We start from the raw sequence: 20,355 nt of genomic DNA, 5'->3' as shown, positions 1-20,355 counted from the left end.
TCAGCCCCGTTGATCACGGGACAGCCGGGCCGGCTGGGATCTCGATGATGTCGGTGTTGATCGCAAACGTCATGTTGCGGCGCACGACGTTGTCGGTCGCACCAGGGGCAACCGTGTTGTTCATCACCTTCACACCGAAATAGAAAGTGGTTGGCAGAATCGGAGTGGCCGCGTCCGGGTCGCCGTCGTTGAGCGTAACCTTGACGTTGTAGTTGCCCTTGGAGCGGTCCTTGTGCGCTACCGACACGGCCTTCTGGCCGGTATCGCCGCTGTCCAGGCCCACGGTCAGGGTCATGTTGCCGGCGTCGGCTGTGCCCTTGTACTTGCGCACACGGCCATCGCTCAGCGCAGTGAAGTTAACGGCGCTGAAGGTATCGCCAAACTCGCCCAAGTCTTCGATCTCACCCACCTGAACATAGGTGTCGGCTTCGTACTCGGTGAGGGTGCCTGCACCGGTCTTGCCGCCAATGGCAAGGCGGCAGCCGGCGGCTGTGTTGAGGTTGTCTTCGGCCATGGGGGATCCTCCAAAGGCACATTGGATAAAAGCCGCGGCGCGGCTGGTAAGTGTTTCAGTGGGTGGTGATCACGCGGACAGTGATCGAACCCTGATAGGTGATGCCGTCGGCATCGCGCTGGGCGTCGGCTTGCTCGACCCGGACGGAGACAGCCCGACCGACTTCCAGCGGCAGGCGACGCTCGTCCAGGGCCGCGATGACCTCGCCATTGATGCGTTTGACCTCTGCCTGGCCCACAGCATCGGACCAGACCGACAGATACAGCAGGCGCGTTTGGCGCTTCCTGCCCGAGATCGGGCTGCTGTTGACAGAGACTTCTCGGTCTATGGAGACGTATGGCATATCCGCATTCATCGGCGCACCGTCGTAGATCGGGCAGCTGACCTCAGCCTGGAGCCTGGCGAAGATCGCCTTCTGCAGGGCAAGCGATGGATCAGCCATTGCCTACCCCCTGGCTTGCCTTTCGCAGCGTGCGGCGCACCGCTGCCTCGATGTCAGCCATGACGTACTCCCGGTTGACGTGCATCGACGGCCGCAGCCAGGGGTGGGCGGGCCTGGCTGGAATGTCTGGGTACTTGCCGAAGAAGTGCGTGCCGTCGCTCTTGTTGGTGGCCTTGCGATTGCGGTTCCCGGCGCGCTTACCGCCGAGATAACCCTTGGTCCCGTACTCGATGAAGCGCAGGTAGTAGAACTTCCGGTTGTCCCGCTTGCCGCGGATGCCGATCTGGGCATCCAGTCCACTGGGTGAGACGTAAACCCTCAGCGCGGCGGCGGCCGCCCCGGTGTCTTTGGGGATCAACTGCCGCTGGGTCTCCAAGATCCGGTTCGCCGCCTTCAGCATCGCCGGCTGCAGCTCGTTATCCATCGTCTTGTGGATGTTGCGCAGCGTTCGGCGCAGCCGGATATCGCCGCGAATGCTGGAGCGCCGGGCCATGTATCACTCCTTGGCCTGGCCGGCCTTTGCTGGTTTTTCGGTCGAGGCAGACGACTCGGTGTACTCCACCGCGTAGCCGCGGGCGATCAGCCCCTCGGCGTATTCCTTCTTCACCTCGAAGACCTCACCCTTCTCGCGCTCGCCACAGGCGCCGGTGAGCGGGCCCAGTGCTTTAATTTTCATGGTTCACCTCATGGGTTTGGGACGCTGGAGCACAGCAGGCGCAGCATGTCCCGTTCGTTGTTGGGCAGCATCGCCTCGACCTTGTAGGTCATGCCGGTGCTTTTCTCGGTAAGGCGCCAGCCGACAGCAATGCCAGATCGTGGCCTGATGCGAATCTCGGCACTGACGGTCGCCTCCAGGCGCTCAGCAACTGGCTGTGTGCGGCCGGTGGGAATGGTGATCTCAGTCCAGAGCTCACCGGCTGGTACCCATACCTGGTCGTAGCCGCCGGTGTCGTTCTGCACGCGCTCGTACTTACTCAGGCGGCAGCGGTGCCGCAACGGTCCGGCCCTCATATGTTCACCCAGCGATGTGGCTTCCACAGGGCCTGGGTAGCCATGGGCATCTCCGTCGCAATGGTGCCCACTGCGACCGCTTCCCGGGTGGCGTACCAATGACCGATCAGCAAAAGCGCCCCCTGCTGGATCGACTTGCGGAAGGACAAGGCGTTGCCGATGGGGTCAGGCAGCGGCTCGCCCTCTGCGATCAGCTTGCGGTTCGTCCACAGCTCGAAGGTGCTTAGGGCAGCGTCGGTGTAGCCCTGGATCAGGCTGTCTTCGTCATCACCATCGACTCGCAAGTGAGCCTTGACGGTGCCGAGATCAATCATTGGTCGGCACCAGCTTCTGCAGGTCTTCCTTCTTTGCGCCCTTATCGAACTCGATCCCCTTCGCCGTGAGCCATTCTTTGAGCTCAGGAACATTCATCTGCAGCGGATTGCTTTCAGGCCGTCCGGAGCCGTCGAGATACTCGGCCACGCCCAGATGCTCGACTGCCACCAGCGCGCATCGGTCAGAAACATCCTGCTCGCCCACCTGGATCTCCACCACCTGGTTACCATCCACAGCGAACGGAAACGCCTTCTTCACGGAAATGATCGGCATAAATCCTCCAGGAGCGGGCGCCCGAAGGCGCCCGCTCGATCAGGCAGCGCTCAGGGTCAGAACCTTGATCGCCTGGGAGTCGACGAGCATGCCGCCGACGCGCTTGGTGGTGTAGAAGCCAACGTATGGCTTGTTGGTGTAGGGGTCGCGCAGGACACGGGTGCCGATGCGATCCACGATGGTGTAGCCGCGCTGGAAGTCGCCGAACGAGATCGCGTTGGCGTCGGCCGCCACGTCCGGCACATCCTCGTTTTCAACGATGCCATAGCCCAGCAGGGTGGAAGGCTTGTCCGCCTCCAGGCCAGGGCGCCAGAGGTAGTTGCCCTGGCTGTCCTTCAGCTTGCGGACATAGGCCACGGTCAGGTTGGTCATCATGAAGCGGGCATTGGCGCGGTACCCGGCTTTCAGCGAGTGGATCAAGTCGATGATCTTGTCGCCATTGAAAGCGCCGGCGGTACCGGAAATCAGCTTCTGTAGCTTGCCGAACGCGCGGGTTTTGTCGTCGTCCAGCACCAGGTCGTAGGCCAGGAAGCCTTTGGGCTTGTTCACGCCGTCGCCACTGGTGAAGGCAGCGCCCTCCTTCTCCGTGAATTCGCGGGCGACCTCGGCATTCAGCCAGGCCTCAGCATTGAAGAAGATATCGTCGAGGCTGGTCTGGGTGGCCTGGGGGTTGGCGTAGATCTCGCCCATGAATGCCGAGATCTGGCCCATGGTCGGGGTGCCCGTTGCTGGACGGGCCGCAGTTTCACCGACCCATCCGGAACCAGCGCCGCCCAAGCTGACCAAACGTTTGTAGTCGGGCGTGCCGACAGTGATCTGGTTGCACACCTGGCGCATTGGCGAGGTGTCTTTCAGCAGCTCGATGATGCTCCGGTCCAGTTCTTCAGGTACGGCGTAGCCGCCGTCAGCGTCATTGCCGATCTGCAGCGCCTTGGCCTGCAGGTCACCCAGGCCGGTATCGATGCCCTTGCGAACGAACTGCATGAAGGCAGTCTTGTGCTCGCTGGCGGCCTTGGTGCCGGTGCCGTCCGGACGTTTCAGCGCGGCCAGCTCCTGCTCGAGCGAGGTCTTGAGCTCGTCGAGCTCGCCCAGCTTTTCGTTCAGGGTGTCGACCTGTCCGGAGAGCTTGCCCTTCTCGGCTTCCAGGCCGTCGATGCGCTTGTCGTTGCTCTTTTTGAATTCTTCGAACTTTGCGCCGAGAGCCTCGGCAACGTCTTCGATGTCTTTCTTTTCAACAGCCATGAGAGGCTCCTTACATTTTGTCCAAAAGGGATTTCAGGGATTGAAGTGCTTCTTCGGCACCCGCCTCTCGCGGTGAAACTGCGCCGTAGCCTTTGGCCATGAAGGCCTTGGCTTGGGAGCCGGAAAACCCTACCTCTCGCAGGGCCCGCTCCACTTTGCTGGGCGGCGGGGTCTCGCCGCGAGCCAGCAGAGATTTCACATCGGTGATCCGGGCCTCATCGTTGGCCGGGAAGGTGACCAGGGAGACTTCCCACAGGTCGATTGCCTTCAGCAGCCAAATGCCCTTCTCCTTGTCGTACTCGTAGTCATCGAGCATGTAGCCGATCGACATGCCGGTCAGGCTGCCGGCCTTCATGTGGCCGTGCGCCCGCTTGGCCAGTGGATCGGCCTCAGTAAGCAGCTGGCCTTTCACATACAGGCCGACGTCGTCCTCGCGCATCTCGGTGTAGACGCCGATCGGCTCGCTCATGTTGTGCTGCCAGAGCATCGCCGGTAGCCGGCCCTTCTCCTTCCATTTGGCCAGGCTCGCAGCGAAGGCCCCGCGGACAACCACGTCGCCGTAGCTGTCCTCGACACCGAACACCGAGCCGTAGCCCTCGAACTCGCCGCTGTCGCTGACCGACTTGATGGTCAATGGCAGGTCAAGGCGCTGCTTTGTCTGCATCGTCGTCAGCCTCTGGTTTGGTCGTCATGTTCATTGGGGTCAGGTAAATGTCGCCGCCTTCGCGAGGGTTCTCGTCTTCCAACTCTCGGCAGTCGTTCGGGCTCAGGATCCCCCACTGAATGCCCTTGCCGTAGGAGTCGTAGCGCCCCTTGAGGTCGCCGCGCATCAAGGCGCCAGCGTTGAACTTGGCGTAGTGGGTGAGGCGATCTTTCTCACTGAGCAGGCCGACCCGTATCCGGTGCTCCACGCGCGTGATGATCGGCACCAGTGAGTAGTTCACGAAGTTCATGCCCATCTGCTCAACGTTGTTGAGCGTCATCTTCTCCATGTTCGCCACCAGGTGCGGCGGCACGCGGAAGAGGCCGCAAAGCTGCGCCTCGGTCATGCGCTTGGACTCGATGAACTGGGCGTCCTGGGCGTTCAAGCTGATCGGCTTCCAGTCCAGCCCCATCTCCAGAATCATGGGCTTATAGGCGTTCGCCGCCCCCATATGCTCGCCTTGGAACTCTTCCTTCAGCCTGGCGAACGCCTCGTCGGTCAGGGTTTGCTCGGTGCGCAGCACGCCGCTGGTTACCGCGCCGTTGGTGAACAGCTTGCCGGCGTGAGCGTCCATCGCCTGGCCCAGGCCAAGAGTCTGACGGGCGTAGGCGATCGGGTTCAGACCATTCAGACCATCCAGCGTGAACAGACGGACGTGCCAGATCTCTTTTTGCGTTAGGGTCTTCTGCCCGCTCTTGAAGTCGACCTTGTACTCAACCGTCCAGTCGTCGTTCAGCTTCGGCTGGACAATGTCGGGATTGAGTGGGAGCAGCTCGACGACATTGCCGAGGGCCTCGACCTTGTAGGCGTAGAAGTTGCCGCGCAGACATAGGCAGGCGACCAGCATTTCCCAGAATTCCTGGGAGGTCATGTAGCCGTTCGGCGCCATGGTCAGCAGCGGGAAAAGCCGGTGGCTGGTGGCCGGCAAGCGTACCTTGTCCGTCTGTTTCATCAGACGGCACGGCAGCATGCCAATCGACTCGGCCAGCACGCGCACGCAGTTGAAGACCACCAACTGCTGCAGAGCGCTGGAGGTCGTCACGCGCTGCCCTGACGATGTTTCGTAGCCGGAGCCCATCGCCTGGGCCAGCTTCTCCGGCGTGTCGATGGCCAGCGGATTGTTCTTTCTCCCAAGCAGGGCCTTAAACATCAGCTCCCTCCCCGGATTACGGCATAGGCCGAAAGTGACATGAGGATCACCCCGCACACCGAAAGCGCTACGGCCTCACCAAAGCCAACCCATAGACCGCGCGCGAGTAGGCCAAAGCCGACCATGCCGACCACATCCGGCAGGCTTTCGCGCAGGCGATCGAGGCCCGACACCTCATCTTCACGAGGCGTCTGTTGTTCAGGAGTCATAGGGTTCTGATTCCGTGTTTGGTTATGTGATCCGAGAGGCTCTTTTCCGGCTTCGTCTCGGCCTGGTTGGCAGCGCCTACGGCCATTGCCATTGCGACAGCGCCGTCGATGCGGCCTGTCTTCTTGCGCTTGGAGAAGATCCTGTTTTCCTGGGCGTCCGCCTCCATCACAGCCGACGCCACGTTCCATGTCAGGCATGGGTTATCCAGCACCTGGATCTTGCCGGTGAGGATCAGATCCTCCAGTAGGTCGATTGAGTGGGTCATCCACAGATTCGAATCCCGGGCCGGCCTGAACCCCTGCCCATGGGGAACCAGGTTCAACTCGATACCCTGTGCCTCCAACTCGGCTTCCAGGTAGGTCATGTGGTACGGGTCGAAAGCTACCGACTTGATGTCGTACTTGGCCGCCAGTTCTCCCAGGCGCTTGGCCACGAAGGCGTAATTGATCGCCTTGCCGGGAGGCGCATGGATGTGACCATCCTGCAGCCAGACCTCATACGGCACACCATCAATCGCCGCCCGATCCAGCAACGTGTCCTTCGGCGTCCAGAACTCGGTGATGGCTTTCCCCGCCTCGGGGAAATAGAGGTTCAGTGCTGTCAGGTCACGCTTGCCGGATAGGTCCAGGCCGCCAAAGCAGGTCTGGCCAGCCAGCTTGTCCGGATCAAACTTCGCGCAGCACGACAACCAGGTGTCGATCTCGACCCACGGGTTAGCTGCGTCGACCCACTGGCAGAAGTTCAGGCGCCTGACGGTGCTGGCCTTTGCAGGCATCCCTTTCGCATCGGTGACCTGCTCGCGCAGGTACTTCGGCTGGAACGTGTGCCCCAGTGACGGGTTCGCCTTACCCCAGCATTTCTCGTCCTTGAACGGGTCGTCGCCCTTGTCCAGCGAGCAGATAAAGGCGAAGAAGCTGTCGTTGAAGTGTCGATGCCGCTTCGTGACGCCCTTGGCGCCGGCCGCGCAGACGTCCACCCCGAGCTGGTGGTAGCTGTAGCAGACCGACGTGCGATCATGGCCGCTGTTGGTGATCATCAGGATCAGCGCTTGCCGGCGCCCTTTCGTGCCGGCCCGCATGAATTCGACGGTCTTGTTGTTCTTGTGCTCGTGCACTTCATCAATCAGTGCGCAATGCGGTCGTGGCCCAGACTGACCATCGTCAGAACTGATCGGCCGGAAGAACGAGCCAGTTGCGAGATACGCAAGGTTCCAGACCTTCTCATCGCGACCCGACTTCTTGATCTTCTTGCTCAGGGCAGGCGACTGATCAACCATGGCCACGGCATCGCGGAACAGGATCATGGCCTGGTCACGCTTCGTTGCCGCTGCATACACCTCCGCCCGCGGCTCGTCATCTGAGGTCAGGCAATACAGCCCGATCCCGCCCGCGAGCGGCGACTTGCCGGAGCCTTTGCCTGATTCGATGTACACCGTCCGGAATCGCCGATAGCCGTCGGCGCCCAGCCAGCCGAAGATGGAGCCAACAATGAACGCTTGCCATGGCAGGAGAATGAAAGGCTTGCCTTCGTGCTCACCACCGTTGAGCTTGAGCACCGTGCTGAAGTACCGGATGGCTCGGCTGGCCTTCGCGATATCCCACACCAGTCCACGCTTTGGTCCGTCCTCCAGGTCGCGAAGGTGGCGAGCACACGCATTTCGGATATCCGGACCGGCCAGCACTTTGCCGGATTGAACGTCCTGGGCCCAGGCGGTTACAGGGTCGATCTCATAGGAAACCTTCTTGACCTCAGTTGAAGAACTCGTCTTCCGGGTCTTTGCTCGGGGGTTCGCCAATGGCCTGGACCTTGGAACGTGCGGCTGGTGTCATGCCGAAGTGGGTTAGGTAGGACAGAAGGCGGCGGTCAGCGTCAGCCGCCATGGCCACCGCCGGGTGAGCCTTGATCAGTCCGTTCTCGGTTGTGTAGGTGTGCCCCTCCTCTGCGATAACGTTCGTCAGTCGCCGCACCTCGGCGGCGACCTCGCATAGACGCTCCAGGGTCTGGAGATCGGCCTCGGCCAAAACACCCATCGAGGACGCAAGCGGGCAGAAGACTTTCCACACCGCCTGCCCCTCCGCCGTCATATGCGGCGGCGGAGGCTGGTACGATGCGACGGCGAGCTGGGGTTCGCGCTTGTTTTCCCGAGCCGGGCGCGACGTTCCGGTGACCTTTTTCTGGGCCGTGGGAGCTGGCGTTCTGCCCTTCAAAAAAAAGGCTCCAATTCTGGCTTTTTGCGTAAAGAGGGTCGAGGGCGGTCTTGCTAGACGAGAATGACTACTTTTTGACCCTCCCCTAGGGGCTGTGGCGTGCTACACAGCCTCCTTTCGAGATCAGTTCTCATCTGTCGCGCCGCTGGCGGTTCCAGTGGTGGTTGGGGTCGATCGGCAGCCCATTGACGTCACAGCCGACCACCACACCAGTCTTCTCCTCGCGCTGCTTGGCGCTGTCGTGACACTGCTTGCAGAGGCTCTGCAGGTTGGTGGCAGCGAAGAACAACGTCTCATCGCCTCGGTGCGCTACCACGTGATCAGCGATCCGGGCCTCAACAGTTCGGCCCTGTGCAGCACAGCGACGACACAGGGGCTCGGCCTGCAGTTGGTGCCAGCGCAGTTGATACCAGCGCTTGGTGTTGTAGAGGTGGTGCCATGGGGAGTTGTTCGCCATCAGCGCACCTCTACCACGATGCCACGCTCAATCCATCGCATGACACGACCGAGGTGAGGATCGCGACCAGTCGCGTAAGACACGAGCAACACACCAGTCAGGTAGTACTTCAGCCACCAGCGATGGCGGCAAACGATCGTTGCAAACACACGAGCCATCACCAACCTCCTGCCATCTTCGTTCCCACCGCCACGCCCATCAGGAACACCAGCACCACCAGCGTCACGCCAACACCATGAGGATGCGGCATCGCACCCTCACGCATCGGCGGCGGTGCAGGTGGCGGCTCCTGCTCTCTCTTGACGCAGACTTGGCACAGGAAGCGGTTGTCGCTGACTTGGAGTGGATCTGGCTCAGTCTTCACCCATCGACACCTGCAACACTGGAACTCGCAGATCATGGCTATCTCTTGTACCAGGTCAGTTGGTAGCACCGCGCATCAGGCGGCACCTCGGCGATCGGCCAACGCAGGCATTCCATGTGCTTGCGCTCTGGCCGGGTGCAGCTCACACGCAGCGTCTGCACCAGGTAGGCAGATCCGGCAGCAGTGGTGATGAAGTCGCCTACCGCGATGCCGTCAGCGCCGTCCACGTACAGCTTGCAGGGTGTGTAAGGGGCTCGAGACCTGGCCACCGGTCACTCCTCTCGGTGCATCCCGACTTGGCGGGCGATATCGGCGGCGCGCTCGCGCACCTCCAGCATCTGGCCATCGAACGTGTGGACGATAGCGCAGACACCGTGCCACTGGGAGCTGGTGCCAGCCTCCTGCACGCGCGCGATGGCGTTCGGCGCCAGGAAGTGTTGGCGACGGTTGATGTCGGTCAGAGTGATCATTGCGATACCTCGCGCCACGAAACGGCGCACCTAGAATTTGTGGCGCGGCTCAGTCAGTCTTGCGGGCCGGCAGCTTGAAGTCGGTAACGCGATCAGCAATCGCACGAACCTTTTCCACTCCAAGGAGGCCAACCCACCCACCAACAAAGGCAGCCATGCTCTGTGGCAGGCCGAAGAACTCGAAGCCGCTGATGATTGTCAGAGTCAGGCCGCCGCAGATGGCTCCCTCCACCAGCATCTGCCGGCGAGTGCCACCACCGTAGGTGATTCGCAGTACGGCCATGGCGCAGGACAGGCCGGCCGCGTACAGCAGGGGCGAATGCTGGCTCAACCACGCAAGGGCAACTGCCCAGGTGTCTGGTTTGTCTGGCATGTTGGACATCCGGGTTCCTCCCTTGCGGGAAGCAGAAAAAGAAAAGGCCCGCCGCGTTGGCGAGCCCTTGGAATGGGGGCGGAGGCTGGTCCTTCCGGCCCTGAGTGATGGCAACGTGATATGTTTCGGCGGTCGCACTGGGCGGCTATTTCATCTTGCAAGGAGCAAGCATGACCAACATCGAAAAGTTCGACGAGATTGCCAGCAAGCTGCTGAGCTATCTGGGCGCTACGTTCCCTATTCCCTCTAATGTCGGCCTCGGTTCGCTAAGGCTCAAGGAGTCGGCGAAAGGGACACTTGACCCTGTTACCGAAACAACAACTGGTGGGGAACCAGAAACGGAAGACGAAAAATATTTCACTCCAACTGTCGCCTGGCTTGAACAGGCTGGTTACATCCAGAAAAGCAAAGCCGGCCATCACCATGGCCTAGTTCTGACAGAAAAAGGGTTAGACCTGCTTGGGATCGCGCCCTCCGCACTTACCCGTCAGGGATAAATGCAAAACCCCGGCTGCATGGCCGGGGTTCGTTGGTGTCGCGTTGCTTGCAAGCTGGACACGCTGCTATGAAAACAGGTGTTTATCCGCCCGCATAGAGGTTTTTACGCAGCCTCTCGAATTTCCTCGAGTGCGCAGTCGATCCATGCAACGCCTGCCTTGATGATCTCCCGCGCCTTGCGCTCGGACATACCCGCTTCCCTTCCGACGCGCATGGCCGGGTGCTTTGACCCGTAGTAGCCCCATACGAAATCACCCATCTGTTGGTTGCGCTTCGTCAGCCTGGCCACCGCGCCGTCGATGATCAGGGCCAGGTCGTCAGTGATCACATGCTGCCGGGCACCTCCTTCACTTGGCACGTTGTCACGCATGAGCGCGTAAAGCGGCGACACGTACCGGGGCACACCCATCTCACTCATTCGCCACCAGCCCCATTGCTCCAGCAGGTACTCGGTATCGCCCAGTGCTTTGTCCACGTAAGTGCGTTTCTTCATGCAGCCCTCCGGGGCGTTGGGTCGGTGTCCAGGCCAAACAGCTCGCACAGCAGCTTGTAGGCGTGTTTGTTCTTGGCTCCGCCCTGAATAATCCAGGCCTTGGCGAATTGCTCGAAGCTCTGGTTGGCGCGGGAGGCATGCCAGTCCGCCACGATATCCATCAGTGCTGCCGAGGCGATCCGGCCATTGTTCTGTTCCAGCAGCATCCGATTACCTACCTTGAGGAACTTGCACTCTACGGCAGTCAGGCTCTTGCGCGGCAGCGCCGCAGTGACGTTGCTCATCGGATTACCTCCAGGTCTTCGTCCACCACCCGTACACACTCGTCGAACACCTCCTTCGGCACCCGGGCATTGAGCTCCCGCAGGATGGCCTTGTCGCGGGCCTGCCAGGCCGGACAGCTGCGGCGAGCCTCGATGCGCAGGGCTTTCATGTGCACCATGAGGCGCTGGCGGTCGCGGTTGATGTGCTTGAGTGCGGCCTTGGCGCGGTGGAACCACACCGGGTCGGCATAGCGCTTCTCGGCTTTGGCCACACCTTCGGCGACACCGATCTGGCACTCCAGGCGGATGGCATCGCGGCACAGCACTTCCTCCAGCACCTCGCACTCGGCCAGGGTGGCGGGCAGCTCAGCAGGCCCGCGCGGGGCGCAGATGGACGCCGGGGTATTGCCAGTGGCAACAGGCTGCCCGGCACCAGCACGCTTGGTCACCGCCACAGAAACGACAGGGCGAGCCGGGGTGCGGACTGTGGGCTTGTGGCCTGGCCAGAGATTAGAAAGCTTCATGGTGCTTGCTCCCCTTACGGTGCTTGGAGAAATTCAGGACGCGGCCCATCTCGACCTCGTCGTCACTTGGCGGACGGCCGCCGAACGGCACAAAGCGCACGTATTGGCCCTGGGCCTGGACAAGGCAGGTGCCAGGCTTGCCGTGGCGGCACTTGCCCACGATCAGCTCGGTGACGCCGTTCTGGCCTTCCTCGCTGTCAGGGTCACGGTGCACAAGGATCACGGCGTCGGCGTCCTGCTCGATCTGGCCAGAGTCGCGAAGGTCGCTCGGGCGTGGTCGCTTGTCGGGGCGGTTTGCAGGCCCGCGGTTCAACTGCGCCAACACGATCACCGGCACACCGAGCTCCTTGGCCAGGTTCTTGAGGGCGGTGCTGATCTTGCCCACTTCAAGAGCGCGGTTCTGGCCACCCTCGGATGCGATTAAAGTCAGGTAATCCACCACCAGCACATCTAGCCCTTCACGCTTCTGGCACTGCCGAGCGATAGAGCGGATGCGAGGCATGGTCATGCCGGCCTGGTCGTTGGCGTACAGCCTAGCGCGATTCAGCAAGCTCACAGCGCTGGTGATCTTCGGCCAGTCGTCATCCTGCAGGGTGTTACCCGCGTCGATGCGCGACAGGTTCACGGCGCCAAGGGAAGCAATGCCCCGCGCGGCCAGTTCTTCCTTGGTCATTTCCAGACTGAACATGAGGCCAGCGTGGCCCAGCGAAACAGTGATGTGCTGGGCGATCTGCTGGCCGAGGATCGTCTTGCCAGACCCGGGCAGGCCGGCCACGACGATCATGTGACCAGGTCGAAGACCGCACAGGATGTTGTCCAGATCTGGTATGCCTGTGCTAAGGCCACGCGAGACAGTGCCGTTGAACCGTGCGTCGATGCCGTCGATCACTGCGGGCAGCACGTCGCCGATGCGGTGATACTCAGGCTCTGCGCTGTCGAGGTTACGCAGATCTGCGGTGGCCTGCTGCGCCAGCGCGATCACTTCCTCAACGGGCTTGTCGTCGTGAACGCTGCCCCGTATCACCTCGGCCACCTCTACCACGCGACGCAGCGTTGAGCGCTCCAACACGGTGCGCAGGTAGGCCTTCCAGTTGGCAGTGCTAGGGGTGTTTTTTGCGATGGTGCCGGCGTAGTAGATCGTGCTCTCGCCGCTGGGCAGCGTCGGGTACCGCGACCCAACCGTAACCGGGTCGACCGAGTAGCCGGCAGCGTGGGTGTTGCAAATCGACTGATACAGCGCAGCGTTCTCCAGGTCGCTGAAGTCCTGGGTGGTCAGATTGCTGGTGATATCGTCATACAGGCTGGCATCGAGCATCAGGGCGCCCAGTAGCGCATGCTCGGCCTCAATGCTAAACAGGTCGCGACTCATGCGGCACCCCGCACGGACTTCCAGCGTAGCACCAGCACTTCACCCCCGTTGTCGCACAGGCGGTCAACCACCCGGTCACCGATGAACTTGCGCACCTCGGGGAGACTCAGGTTCGAGATCATGATGGTGGGCAGCTTGCGACCATAGCGTCCGTTGATGACTTCGAAGATAACCTGGCGCTCGAAGTCGGTACCGTGCTGGGCGCCCACCTCATCCACCACCAGCAGGTCGTAGCTGCACAGATCGGCGTAAACCTCTGCTTCGCTCCGGCCGGACTTACCGAACGTCTCCTTGACGCTGCGGATGATGTCCGACGCGGTGGTGTACAGCGCATTGGCACCGCCAAGGGCATCAGACTGGATCACCGCCTGGATGATCGCGGAGGCGAGGTGCGTTTTCCCGGTCCCCATGGTGCCCAGCAGGATCAGCGAGCGACCGGCTTCCCAGTTATGATCGAACTTCTCCGCATAGTCACGGCATCGCGCCAGCACAACAGGCTGCTCGCCCGGGGCGAAGTCAGTGCGATAGCTGTCGAAGCCCAACCCTCGGAACCGCGGCTGTACGCTGCTGGCCATCAACAGCGCGTTGGTCGTCCGGCTATCCAGCAGATTCACTGCCTGTTGGCGCACCTGCGGGTCAGCAGAGTGACGGGCATCAAACTCGCAACGCGGGCACCCAGTCCAGATCGCCGGGCCGGTGAACTGCTCCACCAGCTTGGCGTCGTAGCCGCCGTGATCAGCGCAGATGGCGCGCTTAGTTTTCAGGATGAAGTCGTTCATGGGTACTGCCTCGCAATGCGGTAGGAGCCATCGGGCTGGCGCTCAAGGCCTTCCTCGTGGTCGATCTGATCCAGGTCTAGGTGTGGGGATTGGTGATGCGCGCCAGCAGCTGGAAGCTCGTCGTCCCAGCGCTTGCCGTTCAGCCATGTAGCTGCGTGCGGGATGAACTGACCGCCATCCTTGGTCCAGTCGGGAGACTTGCTCCAAGCAGCCAGGGCGGTGCACATGCGGGTGAACAGGGATTCGTCCACTTTGAGCTTCTTCCAAACCTTCTCGGCACTGGCCTTGCCGACCTTGCGCGGGTAAAGCTTCCAAAAACGATCAAATTCGACCTGCTCGGGAGCGCCAGCGACCGTTGGTTTTTTCTCTATTGATTGAGTAATAGAATCCTTTATTAAGTAGTTGTCGGTTTGCCCACAGTTCGGTAAACCCACACTTCGGTTAACCGAATATTCGGAAACCTGTAGGTTCGGTTCGTAGTGGACGATCACCCGGCGTCCGAGCACCTTGCCGGACCCCTCCTCGCGCACGACTTCATGGCTGACCAGCCCCAGCTCCTTGAGACAAGCCATGGCCTTCGAGTAGCGCTCACGACCGATTGCGAACCGGTCTTGCAGGTGTGAACCAATTACCTTCCAGTCGCTGGATCGGGTCTGGAGGTAGGTCCAGATAGCCAGCGCATCGGGATTGATGATCATGGCCACCACATCATTGCTCAGTGAGCTGTACGGTGCCTGCTTGGCGTAGAACGTCGTGGGCGTAGCTTTTTCCACGTTCACTGGCTTGCTCACAGCTGCAGCTCCTCACAAACGCGGCGCACGAAGGCGTCGTAGCTCTCGGCCATCTCGAAGCCGCTGTCTTCCATCGCCTGGCGCCCGGCCTTGGCCAGCTCGTACAGCGCCCACCGCTCTCGCTCTGGAAGGCCCTTGAATTGGGTGTAGGTTGGCCATGGGCCGTTGATGATCGTCGCGCCACCGCACTGCTGGAGCGCCTGGGCATGGTTCGGGGTCATAGTCATTGGAGAGTCTCCGATGAGGGACCAGTGATCTTCGCTGCATGCTTGGCCAGGTCGGTCATGCTCCCGCCCGCAAGTCGCAGAACGAGCGAGCGCAGCGCCGTCACAGCATCAAGGGAGGAAACCCTGGCTTCGGCCATTTCGAGCGCATGAGGCGAGTGGTTGCTGATCGTCTCGAACACCTTGTCGGCATAGTTGAACGAAGCGCTGGCGAGCTGCAGAGTGGTCAGATGGTCGAAAACCTCGGGCCGTAGTGGCTCGCGCGGCGTGTTGACGATCGGAATGCTGAAGGTTGGCGGCTCACCACCCTCGAGCAAATGTCGACGCTCCTGCGCGAGGTGCTCGCCCGACACCATCGAAGCATCACTGCCGGTCTGTCGTTCGAACAGCACACTCAACGCCAGGCTGGCGCCAACCAGGCCGACATAGGTTTCGTCAAATTCGCGGATCTCGGCGCCGTCGCTAACCACCTCAATTGCATCCATCACAGCCTCGAAGGACAGCAGCATCAGAGCCGCATTGGAGAAGCTCTCGAAATAGGCCTTGTTGATTACCTTGCTCATTGAGGCACCTTCTGGACCAGGCGGAACCGGCCCTCAAAATATGGGTGGATCGCCTGGGTGGCGGTGACCATCGTTGATTCGGAGACGAAGCGGTGGAAGGCCGCGGTGACGTGGCTTTTCGACCAGACCAAGTACTGCGAGCCGAGAGCTTCTTCGTGACCGTTACGGACCATGCCGGCCGGGTTAGGCTGGTTGGGCCAGACCTTGAGCACGTAATCCACAACCGCGCCTGACAGTCCGTGCCGCTTGAGCATCGTTTCCTTGATGCGAGTGAGGGACTGGCAGTTCTGCGGGCAGTGGTCCCAGACAATCGTCTGGCTCAGGTCATCGACGCGGCGCTCGATGCGCTCCAAGGCAATCTGCTGCTCACGCTGCTGCCGCTCGACGGCCACTAGGTGGTTAGCGTTGGCGGCAGTGATCTCGGCCTGGGTCATAGGGCGGCCGGCCTGGCCTTCGAGCTCGTTCAGGCGAGCCAAGACGCGACGACGGACGCCTTTCGACTCGCGCATAGCGACCAGCTTGCATTGGTCTGCAGTGAGACGAAGCCCTTCGGACTGGGTATTGTTCAAATTTTGCACTACGAAACTTTCGTAGTGCTCCCCATCGAGCTCGTCCTTGCAGCGCGCAACGAAATCGTTGTGACGGACCGAGCTTTCGCCGAATGCAGCCCGGGCCTCGTTGACCAGCGCCAGCAGTTCGGTAGTGTCCATGGTGGTGAAGGCGGTAGTAGGCAGGTTCATACCGCACCTCCCGCGCCACGTTTTGCAGGGGTAGGTTTTTGTGGCGCGGAGTGGTCTTTATGGATCTGCCGGAAGCGATCGATTTCACTGTCCACCCCGGAAAATCCGGTGTCGTCGAGAAACTGCGCCAGGCTGGCCAAGCTATCCGCGTGAAGGCCGCGGTCATGGGTGTGGCTAAGATGAACAGCGCGGACAAGGGAGCTAAGCCAGATCAGATTGTCCTTGGCGACCATAAGCTGGAACTCGGCCTCAGCGGCGACATCTGCAACAGTTGGCAAAGCAGTCATGGCTGCACCTCCCCGCGCTGGATAGCGTATTGGGCGCTACGGGTAATGGTCGTCACGGTATCCGCCAGCAAGCTCAGTGCGCGAAGCTCATTCAGGTATACCTCTTCGCCGTAGTTGACGCAGAACGCCAAGCGTTCGGTCAGTTGGTGTAGCCCTTCGCTGACATCTGCTGCGAACTGCAGGCCTACCTGCATCGGCACGTTCTCATTGATGCGGAACAGCTCAGGGTCGCCCATGTTGGGCTGGCCAAATTCCATCTGGTTGAGGTTCGGCAGTTGCGCCGCTGATGGAGCGGTGGTATTTTTCGGGTGCGACATAGCGCATCTCCCTAAAGCACGGTGATGTGAAATACCCACTCGCTGCGAACGAGTGGCTTGAGAAACCCGGCCTGCGAAGCCGGGTTTTTTGTGCCCTGGATTTGGGTAACCCCCATCATCCACGGAACACAAAAACTGCAACCCCCTCTCCTGAGAGGGTCGTGGCCTACCCTGGGCGGGTCGGCGGAATAATTGATTGCGTGCGCATATCACGATCCTCTTGAAGCGCAACGTGCGCTTTGATTACGACCATTGAATCCAGTGCCATGCGTGATTGGAAGGGGCTGACTAGGGCCTTCCAAGTAGCTTGAAACTATGCCTGTAAGACAACGGTACTAGTTAACTGAGGGCCTATGGAGGGCCATCGTCTCTTTCCCTAATAGTGAGTACGCACTGCCCCAAATCCCCGGTCTTGCCTTCCTCGTTGCGAATTATTTTTAGTTCCTGCCGTCCTTGAAAGTTAATCGGGTTTCAAGAATGGCCACTGGGCTTAAAAACATTTCGCATGCGGAATGTTTTGGGTGGACGTTCCCTACAGATTCCGTTGGCATCCGGGTCATCCAGGCCTAGGGGCATTTGCAGAAGCTTGCGCCCACGCACGATCTCGCCGATCAGTGCTGGCTTGTCTCGACGCCAGTTATTGAGTTTGCGACCGGCGGCGCTCGCGCTGGACTCGCGAACGTCAAACCGTTTGCACGCACGGTTGAATTGGTCCATCGCGACCGGCGCGCCGTGCAACAGCTCCTCGATACGTGCATCACACCAAACCGCATACTTGGCGCTCAGCCAGCGAGCGAAGAAGACGGCCAGCTTCGGGTTAAGCCACGTACCTCCACCGCGATCAATGCGAACCATGCTGGTTTTTACATGCCCGGAATTCCGGGTATCTAGAATCTCAGACTCGCGGCCAGTCAGGTGCTCATCCAGAGCTCGGAAATACTCAAGCGTCTCAGCGTTATCGAGCCAGTGATCAACACGCTTGCCGAGGCGCTCGGCAATCTTGGTGACGTGAAGCCAGCCATCCGTCGTGAAGCTCACCGGCTGCCCTTGATAGGTGAAGGGAATCACGTTGTTCACTGCGCACCTCCGGCACTGGATGGGCATACAGAGCCAACAGGACCAGGTGCCCCAGAGGAGGTTTTGGTGGATGATTGACCTACCTTATGGCGAGCTTCGACCTGAGCAATCAGCCGGCAGAGAGAAGCAGCTGAGACCGCTCCTTCCGTAGCAGTCTCAGCAAGAAGCGCTTTTTCAGCACTGATACTCAGCGCTCCGGACAGCCAGTACGACACGGTTGCCTGAGATACGCCCATAGCTTTCGCGGTTTGCGCTTGTGTGCCGAAATGCTTTATCAGTGCCTTGATTGAGTTCGCCATGATACCAGGCCATTAATAAGTCAATTTATATCATGGACAGAAGCAAGCTTCTTTGCAAGCACATAAGGAGCCTTCTAGGATTGACGCATGAACCTATCCCAGCGAATCAAAGCGGCCCGCAAGCACGCGCGCCTGACCCAATCAGAGCTGGCCGAGATCGTGGGCATTGCCCAGACCGCGGTAAGTCAACTCGAATCAGGAAAGACACTGAGGTCGACCTACATCATGCAGATAGCCCAGGCATGCGGGGTGAATAGCCTGTGGCTGGCCTTTGGCGACGGGGAGATGCTCAAGCCTGAAGACGGATCAAACTTGATCCGCTCTACTCTCGACGAGATCTTCCATGGAGAGACGCGCGAGGATAGCGAAGCCAACTTAGCGCTACGCGAGAGACTGGAGGCAGTGCAGGCGGCCAGTAGACTGAGCCCTTCTGAAAGCACTGCTTCAGAAGTGATCCCATACTTGATCGAGATGGACGATCCAGCGCGCCCTGGGCGGACTACGCTTGAGATCAGTGTTACTGCCTCCCTCCAAGTCAATGGCGAAGTGCTACGCCGAAATGCAGTGGACGCCAAGCATGTCGTGGCGATCGCGGTGACAGGAAACTCAATGTCGCCAGTGCTGCAGGATGGTAGTTCTGTGCTGGTTGATATGCGCGAAACCTTGATACGTGACGGTAAGATTTACGCCATTGACCACGACGGCCAAATCAGAGTCAAGACCGCCTACCGTCTTCCTGGGGGAGGCATCCGGATTCGAAGCTACAACACCGCTGAGTATCCTGATGAAACCTACTCACCGGAGGACCTCGAGGATAAAAAAATCAGAATCATCGGTCGAGTCTTCTGGGGTGTCACCCTCTTTTAGCCTCGCAGCGCCCTAAGCATAACGCCCGGTTTTCCGGGCTTTTTTATGACCTTGGTTCGCTGAAAAAGCAGCTTGCTGATAAAAAAACCAGGGAAACGCTTGCGCAGAATTATCAGTTTGCTTATATTTTAAGCATTCCCAACAGACATGGACGCACCCGATGAGCAACGTGATCAGCTTCAAAGGTCTTCAAGGTGACGTCGGGTTACTGGCTATACAAGAGCTCAAAGCAGCCCTGGGGATCTGCTGCGGGCTGGCAAACAAAGAGATCGCTCGGGAGCTTGCTTGCTCCCCTGCCACCGTGAAGAAGTCGATCGAGCGTATTTTCTTCAAGCTCGGAGTGAGTAGCCGTTCAGCGGTCCCAACTGAGCTCTTTTGCCGAGGTATAGCCAGGAAGCTCTCTCTCATCATGTGCGTCGTTTTCGTTGGTCAAGCTGCAATGTCGGAAGAGCAGATGCTTCGCGTCCGCCGTGGCGGTAACGGCGGCGAGCGCCGGGTCGAGCTTCGCGCTGCGGCGCGGCGGGTCGAGCAACAGGTTGCGCTGGCATAGCGACAAAATTTTCCACTGGCTTGCCTTCTGCGCTGTCACTTCGATTAAAGTGACCTCACAGGTGACCAAGCCGGGCCGAACCGAGGGTTTGTAAACACCCCCGCACTAAGCGAGGCATCCTAGTGAACGTTTCAATTTTCAACTTCCGCAAGGCCAACGTCCGTGTCGTAACCGAAGACAATGGCACCCCATGGTTTGTGGGCAAGGACGTGTGCGACCTGCTGGGTTATGCGAACCCCAGCGACGCCATGGGTCGTCATTGCCGTGGGGTCGCGAAACGCTACCCCATCCTCGACAACTTAGGCCGCACCCAGGAAGCTCGCGTGCTTTCCGAGGGGGACACCCTTCGACTTATCGTCAACAGCACCCTGCCGGCCGCCCAGGAGTTCGAGTCCTGGGTGTTTGATGAGGTGTTGCCGACGATCCGCCGGACTGGGACCTACACCATCGCTAATGCGCCAGCACTTCCCTCGGCCAATGACGGCGCGATTCTGATCGAGTCAATAACTCGGACTATGAACTTGGCGCCTTCTGCAACACTGGCAATGTATCAGCGACTGGCGGCAAAAATCGGGCAGGCTGATTTGCTCCCTGTCTATTCAACTGATGCTCCGGATGGCGATGTAAGCAGCCACACAACCGCTGCACTCTCTACGTTAATCAAGCAGTCCGAACTTACCACCAGCTCTCGCCAAGTCTACTTGCAGATGCAGACGGCGGGATTGGTTGAGCGTAAGCAGCGCCCCAGCAAAACCAAGGGCATCAAAGAGTTTTGGGCCCTTACTGACTTAGGATTGGCGTACGGCAAAAATGTTACCAACCCCTCTAATCAACTAGAAGTTCAGGTTCACATCTACGAAAGTAGGTTTGAACAACTGATTGAGCATCTCGAACTTCGTAACAAGAAATAAGTAGAACCGCGATTGACTCCTGAGAAATCAGGGGCCGGCTTAATTGCGCAAATAAGTCAACTTCACTCGAAA

Annotated in this window: 36 protein-coding genes; 4 read left to right on the top strand and 32 right to left on the bottom strand. The window is 60.0% G+C overall.

Translation table 11 applies throughout. The features are described 5' to 3' along the window. Positions 1-13: 13 nt before the first annotated feature. The 19 genes from EGJ09_RS04290 to EGJ09_RS04205 form a co-directional block, all read right to left on the bottom strand. On the bottom strand, positions 14-514 hold the full coding sequence (locus EGJ09_RS04290; RefSeq protein WP_125923322.1) for a hypothetical protein: 501 nt from the start codon (positions 512-514) through the stop codon (positions 14-16). 55 nt (positions 515-569) lie between these two features. Further along, entirely contained in the window at positions 570-956 is a 387-nt protein-coding gene (locus EGJ09_RS04285; protein ID WP_125923321.1) for a DUF3168 domain-containing protein, read from the bottom strand. Next, positions 949-1,449: an HK97-gp10 family putative phage morphogenesis protein gene (locus tag EGJ09_RS04280; RefSeq protein ID WP_125923320.1), complete on the bottom strand. Its 501-nt coding sequence runs from the start codon at positions 1,447-1,449 to the stop codon at positions 949-951. The genes EGJ09_RS04285 and EGJ09_RS04280 overlap by 8 nt, the downstream gene beginning before the upstream one ends. A 3-nt stretch (positions 1,450-1,452) precedes the next feature. Then, positions 1,453-1,632 carry a hypothetical protein gene (locus tag EGJ09_RS04275; RefSeq protein ID WP_125923319.1) on the bottom strand — a complete coding sequence of 60 codons (180 nt, stop codon included), beginning with the start codon at positions 1,630-1,632 and terminating at the stop codon, positions 1,453-1,455. A gap of 8 nt (positions 1,633-1,640) precedes the next feature. Beyond that, complete coding sequence (locus EGJ09_RS04270) at positions 1,641-1,967, bottom strand: head-tail adaptor protein (RefSeq protein WP_125923318.1); 327 nt, start codon at positions 1,965-1,967, stop codon at positions 1,641-1,643. After that, complete coding sequence (locus EGJ09_RS04265) at positions 1,964-2,281, bottom strand: head-tail connector protein (protein WP_125923317.1); 318 nt, start codon at positions 2,279-2,281, stop codon at positions 1,964-1,966. Before EGJ09_RS04265 ends, EGJ09_RS04270 begins: the two co-directional genes overlap by 4 nt. Then, entirely contained in the window at positions 2,274-2,555 is a 282-nt protein-coding gene (locus EGJ09_RS26535; RefSeq protein WP_177433147.1) for a HeH/LEM domain-containing protein, read from the bottom strand. The genes EGJ09_RS04265 and EGJ09_RS26535 overlap by 8 nt, the downstream gene beginning before the upstream one ends. Positions 2,556-2,594: 39 nt before the next feature. Further along, positions 2,595-3,797: a phage major capsid protein gene (locus EGJ09_RS04255; protein ID WP_125923316.1), complete on the bottom strand. Its 1,203-nt coding sequence runs from the start codon at positions 3,795-3,797 to the stop codon at positions 2,595-2,597. A 10-nt stretch (positions 3,798-3,807) separates the two neighbouring features. Beyond that, a complete protein-coding gene (locus EGJ09_RS04250; RefSeq protein WP_125923315.1) occupies positions 3,808-4,461 on the bottom strand; it encodes an HK97 family phage prohead protease in 654 nt (217 codons plus the stop codon). Then, positions 4,439-5,650 (bottom strand): phage portal protein, encoded by a 1,212-nt coding sequence (locus EGJ09_RS04245; protein WP_125923314.1) that lies wholly within the window; start codon positions 5,648-5,650, stop codon positions 4,439-4,441. The genes EGJ09_RS04250 and EGJ09_RS04245 overlap by 23 nt, the downstream gene beginning before the upstream one ends. After that, the gene (locus EGJ09_RS04240; protein WP_125923313.1) at positions 5,650-5,859 is read right to left on the bottom strand and encodes a hypothetical protein; all 210 of its coding nucleotides are present in this window, start codon (positions 5,857-5,859) and stop codon (positions 5,650-5,652) included. The genes EGJ09_RS04245 and EGJ09_RS04240 overlap by 1 nt, the downstream gene beginning before the upstream one ends. Then, complete coding sequence (locus EGJ09_RS04235; RefSeq protein WP_125923312.1) at positions 5,856-7,655, bottom strand: terminase large subunit; 1,800 nt, start codon at positions 7,653-7,655, stop codon at positions 5,856-5,858. Before EGJ09_RS04235 ends, EGJ09_RS04240 begins: the two co-directional genes overlap by 4 nt. Beyond that, positions 7,609-8,067 (bottom strand): phage terminase small subunit P27 family, encoded by a 459-nt coding sequence (locus tag EGJ09_RS04230; RefSeq protein WP_177433146.1) that lies wholly within the window; start codon positions 8,065-8,067, stop codon positions 7,609-7,611. The genes EGJ09_RS04235 and EGJ09_RS04230 overlap by 47 nt, the downstream gene beginning before the upstream one ends. A gap of 130 nt (positions 8,068-8,197) precedes the next feature. Beyond that, positions 8,198-8,524 (bottom strand): HNH endonuclease, encoded by a 327-nt coding sequence (locus EGJ09_RS04225; RefSeq protein ID WP_125923311.1) that lies wholly within the window; start codon positions 8,522-8,524, stop codon positions 8,198-8,200. Then, a complete protein-coding gene (locus tag EGJ09_RS26530; RefSeq protein ID WP_177433145.1) occupies positions 8,524-8,682 on the bottom strand; it encodes a hypothetical protein in 159 nt (52 codons plus the stop codon). Before EGJ09_RS26530 ends, EGJ09_RS04225 begins: the two co-directional genes overlap by 1 nt. Then, positions 8,682-8,888 carry a hypothetical protein gene (locus EGJ09_RS04220; protein WP_125923310.1) on the bottom strand — a complete coding sequence of 69 codons (207 nt, stop codon included), beginning with the start codon at positions 8,886-8,888 and terminating at the stop codon, positions 8,682-8,684. Before EGJ09_RS04220 ends, EGJ09_RS26530 begins: the two co-directional genes overlap by 1 nt. A 38-nt stretch (positions 8,889-8,926) precedes the next feature. Beyond that, positions 8,927-9,157 (bottom strand): hypothetical protein, encoded by a 231-nt coding sequence (locus EGJ09_RS04215; protein ID WP_125923309.1) that lies wholly within the window; start codon positions 9,155-9,157, stop codon positions 8,927-8,929. Between the two features lie 3 nt (positions 9,158-9,160). Next, entirely contained in the window at positions 9,161-9,358 is a 198-nt protein-coding gene (locus tag EGJ09_RS04210) for a hypothetical protein (protein ID WP_125923308.1), read from the bottom strand. 49 nt (positions 9,359-9,407) lie between these two features. Further along, entirely contained in the window at positions 9,408-9,740 is a 333-nt protein-coding gene (locus EGJ09_RS04205) for a phage holin, lambda family (protein WP_046786657.1), read from the bottom strand. 161 nt (positions 9,741-9,901) lie between these two features. Between EGJ09_RS04205 and EGJ09_RS04200 the strand changes: the two genes are divergently transcribed. Then, the gene (locus tag EGJ09_RS04200) at positions 9,902-10,228 is read left to right on the top strand and encodes a hypothetical protein (protein ID WP_125923307.1); all 327 of its coding nucleotides are present in this window, start codon (positions 9,902-9,904) and stop codon (positions 10,226-10,228) included. A 104-nt stretch (positions 10,229-10,332) separates the two neighbouring features. On the opposite strand, the gene EGJ09_RS04195 is transcribed toward EGJ09_RS04200, so the two are convergent. From EGJ09_RS04195 to EGJ09_RS04135, 13 genes are all read right to left on the bottom strand, one after another. Next, positions 10,333-10,722, bottom strand: coding sequence for an antiterminator Q family protein (locus tag EGJ09_RS04195; RefSeq protein WP_125923306.1), 390 nt, complete (start codon positions 10,720-10,722; stop codon positions 10,333-10,335). Next, positions 10,719-11,006, bottom strand: a complete 288-nt coding sequence (locus EGJ09_RS04190; protein ID WP_125923305.1) for a hypothetical protein — start codon at positions 11,004-11,006, stop codon at positions 10,719-10,721. The genes EGJ09_RS04195 and EGJ09_RS04190 overlap by 4 nt, the downstream gene beginning before the upstream one ends. Then, positions 11,003-11,509: a hypothetical protein gene (locus tag EGJ09_RS04185; RefSeq protein ID WP_125923304.1), complete on the bottom strand. Its 507-nt coding sequence runs from the start codon at positions 11,507-11,509 to the stop codon at positions 11,003-11,005. The genes EGJ09_RS04190 and EGJ09_RS04185 overlap by 4 nt, the downstream gene beginning before the upstream one ends. Continuing rightward, the gene (locus tag EGJ09_RS04180; protein WP_125923303.1) at positions 11,496-12,878 is read right to left on the bottom strand and encodes a DnaB-like helicase C-terminal domain-containing protein; all 1,383 of its coding nucleotides are present in this window, start codon (positions 12,876-12,878) and stop codon (positions 11,496-11,498) included. Before EGJ09_RS04180 ends, EGJ09_RS04185 begins: the two co-directional genes overlap by 14 nt. Continuing rightward, positions 12,875-13,657, bottom strand: a complete 783-nt coding sequence (locus EGJ09_RS04175) for an ATP-binding protein (protein WP_125923302.1) — start codon at positions 13,655-13,657, stop codon at positions 12,875-12,877. The genes EGJ09_RS04180 and EGJ09_RS04175 overlap by 4 nt, the downstream gene beginning before the upstream one ends. Continuing rightward, entirely contained in the window at positions 13,654-14,448 is a 795-nt protein-coding gene (locus tag EGJ09_RS04170; RefSeq protein ID WP_125923301.1) for a hypothetical protein, read from the bottom strand. Before EGJ09_RS04170 ends, EGJ09_RS04175 begins: the two co-directional genes overlap by 4 nt. Continuing rightward, positions 14,445-14,675: a hypothetical protein gene (locus EGJ09_RS04165; RefSeq protein WP_125923300.1), complete on the bottom strand. Its 231-nt coding sequence runs from the start codon at positions 14,673-14,675 to the stop codon at positions 14,445-14,447. Before EGJ09_RS04165 ends, EGJ09_RS04170 begins: the two co-directional genes overlap by 4 nt. Next, a complete protein-coding gene (locus tag EGJ09_RS04160; RefSeq protein WP_125923299.1) occupies positions 14,672-15,235 on the bottom strand; it encodes a hypothetical protein in 564 nt (187 codons plus the stop codon). Before EGJ09_RS04160 ends, EGJ09_RS04165 begins: the two co-directional genes overlap by 4 nt. Next, entirely contained in the window at positions 15,232-15,975 is a 744-nt protein-coding gene (locus EGJ09_RS04155; protein ID WP_125923298.1) for a phage antirepressor, read from the bottom strand. Before EGJ09_RS04155 ends, EGJ09_RS04160 begins: the two co-directional genes overlap by 4 nt. Then, positions 15,972-16,262, bottom strand: a complete 291-nt coding sequence (locus EGJ09_RS04150; protein WP_125923297.1) for a hypothetical protein — start codon at positions 16,260-16,262, stop codon at positions 15,972-15,974. The genes EGJ09_RS04155 and EGJ09_RS04150 overlap by 4 nt, the downstream gene beginning before the upstream one ends. Further along, complete coding sequence (locus EGJ09_RS04145) at positions 16,259-16,579, bottom strand: hypothetical protein (RefSeq protein ID WP_125923296.1); 321 nt, start codon at positions 16,577-16,579, stop codon at positions 16,259-16,261. Before EGJ09_RS04145 ends, EGJ09_RS04150 begins: the two co-directional genes overlap by 4 nt. 471 nt (positions 16,580-17,050) lie before the next feature. Further along, positions 17,051-17,656, bottom strand: coding sequence for a KilA-N domain-containing protein (locus tag EGJ09_RS04140; protein WP_218567545.1), 606 nt, complete (start codon positions 17,654-17,656; stop codon positions 17,051-17,053). Beyond that, positions 17,653-17,955, bottom strand: coding sequence for a Cro/CI family transcriptional regulator (locus EGJ09_RS04135; RefSeq protein ID WP_125923294.1), 303 nt, complete (start codon positions 17,953-17,955; stop codon positions 17,653-17,655). Before EGJ09_RS04135 ends, EGJ09_RS04140 begins: the two co-directional genes overlap by 4 nt. A gap of 87 nt (positions 17,956-18,042) precedes the next feature. Here EGJ09_RS04135 and EGJ09_RS04130 point away from each other — a divergent pair, with 87 nt between their 5' ends. The 3 genes from EGJ09_RS04130 (at position 18,043) to EGJ09_RS04120 (ending at position 20,283) form a co-directional block, all read left to right on the top strand. Further along, complete coding sequence (locus EGJ09_RS04130; RefSeq protein ID WP_125923293.1) at positions 18,043-18,822, top strand: helix-turn-helix transcriptional regulator; 780 nt, start codon at positions 18,043-18,045, stop codon at positions 18,820-18,822. Between the two features lie 160 nt (positions 18,823-18,982). Further along, a complete protein-coding gene (locus EGJ09_RS04125) occupies positions 18,983-19,372 on the top strand; it encodes a LuxR C-terminal-related transcriptional regulator (RefSeq protein WP_256658406.1) in 390 nt (129 codons plus the stop codon). A 122-nt stretch (positions 19,373-19,494) separates the two neighbouring features. Beyond that, entirely contained in the window at positions 19,495-20,283 is a 789-nt protein-coding gene (locus tag EGJ09_RS04120; RefSeq protein WP_125923292.1) for a Bro-N domain-containing protein, read from the top strand. Positions 20,284-20,355 lie beyond the last annotated feature (72 nt).

Source organism: Pseudomonas sp. p106 (assembly GCF_003936645.1).
GTDB lineage: Bacteria > Pseudomonadota > Gammaproteobacteria > Pseudomonadales > Pseudomonadaceae > Aquipseudomonas > Aquipseudomonas putida_E.
Note: the sequence above shows the minus strand (reverse complement) of the source record. Positions and strands in the feature narration are given on the sequence as shown.